This is a genomic window from Bradyrhizobium sp. P2_E8, assembly GCF_056403875.1.
On the sequence record NZ_JBFUES010000938.1, the window covers coordinates 1 to 2,880 of the forward strand.

3 protein-coding genes and 1 pseudogene are annotated in these 2,880 nt (G+C 64.5%); all 4 read right to left on the bottom strand.

Translation table 11 applies throughout. The features are described 5' to 3' along the window. Positions 1 to 395 (bottom strand): annotated as a pseudogene (locus AC1D00_RS34605) (ABC transporter substrate-binding protein); the annotation flags it as partial. 11 nt (positions 396 to 406) lie between these two features. Next, entirely contained in the window at positions 407 to 1,276 is an 870-nt protein-coding gene (locus tag AC1D00_RS34610) for a carbohydrate ABC transporter permease (RefSeq protein ID WP_027542940.1), read from the bottom strand. Then, positions 1,273 to 2,223, bottom strand: coding sequence for a carbohydrate ABC transporter permease (locus tag AC1D00_RS34615; protein ID WP_477013773.1), 951 nt, complete (start codon positions 2,221 to 2,223; stop codon positions 1,273 to 1,275). The genes AC1D00_RS34610 and AC1D00_RS34615 overlap by 4 nt, the downstream gene beginning before the upstream one ends. A gap of 1 nt (position 2,224) precedes the next feature. Further along, on the bottom strand, positions 2,225 to 2,880 hold a 656-nt coding region (locus AC1D00_RS34620), incomplete at its 5' end, for a metallophosphoesterase (RefSeq protein WP_477013774.1).

A 2,880-nucleotide genomic window follows, 5' to 3' on the forward strand; every position in this document is an offset into this window, starting at 1 on the left:
GGGAAGAACTGGCCCAGGAATTGTTCCTTGGTGGTGCCGTCGGCGGCAATCAGGGAATCCAGATTGGTGAGCTCGTTCTCGATCTGCATGTCCAGGAGGAAGTTCGCCGACATGATCACGGCGGAGGGCGGCTTGCCGGCCTTGATCGCGGCGCGCGTCTTGATCAGCGTGTCGTCGTAGGAGCCGGTGTAGACCGCAGTCGCCTTGATGGCGGGATGGGTCTCGTTGAACTCCTTGATCAGGGTGCCCATGTCGCGGGCGAGCTTGCCGTCGACGGGGACGGGGAAGAACAGGTCGATCTCGGTCGGACCTTCGGCCAGCGCCGGGAAGGCGAGGGCGCCTGCCATAGTGCCTGCGACGGCGAGGCCAAGCATGAGCCTGCGGGAAAACAGCATCGAAAAATCTCCTATTTGATGCCTGAGGTGACGAAAGAGCTGATGAAGCGCTTCTGGAAGATCAGGAAGGTGACGAGCAGCGGCGCGATCACCATCAGCGTGCCGGCGGCGATGGTGCCCCAGGCCTGGGTGCCCTCCGCCGTCGCGGTGAAGACCGACAGGCCGACCGTGAGCGGCCGCTTGTCCGGCGAATTGATCACCATCAGTGGCCACAGGAAGTCGTTCCAATGGCTGGTGACCGAGATGATCGCGAAGGCGGAAAAGCTCGGCATCGACAGCGGCACGTAGATGTGGCGGATGCGCTGGAACAGGCTGGCGCCGTCGATCAGGGCGGCGTCTTCGAGCTCGGTCGGAATCGCCTCGAAGGCCTGGCGCATCAGGAAGGTGCCGAAGGCGGAGGCGAAGAACGGCATCATCACGCCGGTCAGCGTGTCGTAGAGGCCGAGCTGTGCGACCAGGCTCAAATTCGGCACGATCAGCAGCACCGGCACCAGCATGAGCTGCATCAGGAACAGATAGAAGATCAGCGTCTTGCCGGCGAATTCGAGCCGCGCAAAGGCAAAGCCGGCCAGTGTGATCGTCACGAACTGCACCAGCAGGATGCCGGTGCAGATGATGGTGGTGTTGAGAGCGTAGCGCGGGAAGTCACCGATCTCCCAGGCATCCCTGACATTGTCGAGCGTCGGCTTCAGGCTCGGCATCAGCTCGGCCATGGCGTTGATCCCGTCCGAGGCAGGGCGTAGCGTCGCAACGCCCATCCAGAGAAAGGGGATGAGCCAGATGATCGCGAGCAGCACCGTCAGCGCAAAGCCGAGCTTTGGCGTGATCTCGCCCCTGGTGGCGAGCGGGGCGTCCTTGAACAGCCGGTCGATCAATTTCATGGCCCGCCCTCCCGGTTCGCCATCGTCCGGAACGAGAGCGCGGTGAGGCCCATCAGCGCGGCGAGCGTCAGCAACGTGGCGGCCGATGCCTTGCCGATGTCGTAGTGCTCGACGGCCTGCTGATAGATGTAGAACAGCACGAGATTGGTTGCGTTGGATGGCCCGCCCTTGGTCATCACGAAGACATGGTCGACCTGCGTCACCGCGTTGAGGGTCGCGATCACGGTGACGAACAGGAAGGTAGGCTTGAGCTCCGGCAGGATGATGTGGCGCAGGCGCTGCCATGGTCCCGCGCCGTCGAGATGCGCCGCCTCCATCACGTCTTCCGGCACTGCCTGGAGGCCGGCCAGGAAGAACAGCATGTAGTAGCCGGCGTTCTTCCAGATGGTGATGACCATGATCGCGTAGAGCGCGATGTCGGAATCACCGAGCCAGTTCGGCAGCACCGGCAGCAGGCGGCCGATGTAATAGTCGAGCAGGCCGACATTCGGCAGGAAGATGAACAGGAACAGCGCGGACGCTGCGACCATCGGGATCAGCACCGGCAGGAACAGCGCGGCGCGCAGCACGCTGTTCACGGCGTTGGTGCGCGACAGCGCCAGCGCAAACAAGAGCGCCAGGCCGATGCTGGGGATTGCCGTGCCGACGGCGTAGACGAGATTGTTGACCACCGCGCCGGTGAAGGCGGGGTCGGCGAGCACCGCATTGATGTTCTCAAAGCCGACGAAGCGGACCGGCGCCTTGGGCGTGGCGCGCTGATACAGCGCGTCGACGATGACACGGCCCATCGCGCCGTAGGTGAACAGCGCGAGGAAGATCAGCGAGGGCAGCAGCAGCAGATAGGCCGGCAGCGAGGCTTTGAAGCGGGCGGAGAACCGCTTCAGGATATGCAGGCGCGGCGGCGCCGATGCCGCGACCGGGAGAGCCGCGGGTTCAGCGAGGCTCATTTCACCGCGCCGGGAAGTTGAGCGCATAGTCGCGGTCGTCCATCCCCGCCGGTGCGGCGAAGGGGAAGCGCAGACTCTGGTCGAGGAAGTCGTGACTGTGCACGACCAGGTTCTCGCCGTCGATCAGCACCACGCCATAGGCCGGCGGCTCATGGCTGGCGAGATGGTCGGTCGCGGCAGCGTCGAGCTCGAACCAGACCTGGTGGTTGGTGCCGCGGAGCGTCGAGAACGGGATCTTGCCGTAGCTGCCGAAGATCGGCCGGTGCACATGGCCGAAGAAGAGGTGGCGGATGCGCGAACGATAGGGCGCGATCACCTCGGCGAATTCCGCGCTCTGTGCCAGCGAGATCTCGTCCATCGCGTGGACGCCGACCGGGAAGGGCGGATGATGCATGAAGACGACGAAAGGCATATCGGCCGGCGCTGCGGCCAGCGTGCTCGCGAGCCAGCCGAGGCGCTTGGCGCACATCTCGCCGGCGTGGCTGGTCTCGTCCAGCGTGTCCAGGAAGACGAACAGGCCGTGCTCGGTGGTGCGTGTACCCTGCACGAAGCCACTGGGATCGCGCGGCGCGGCCTTCAGGCCGTCGAGGCAGGCCACGCGCTTGTCGTGGTTACCGACCATGGCAATGTAAGGCATCTTCAGTGCGGCCATGGCGT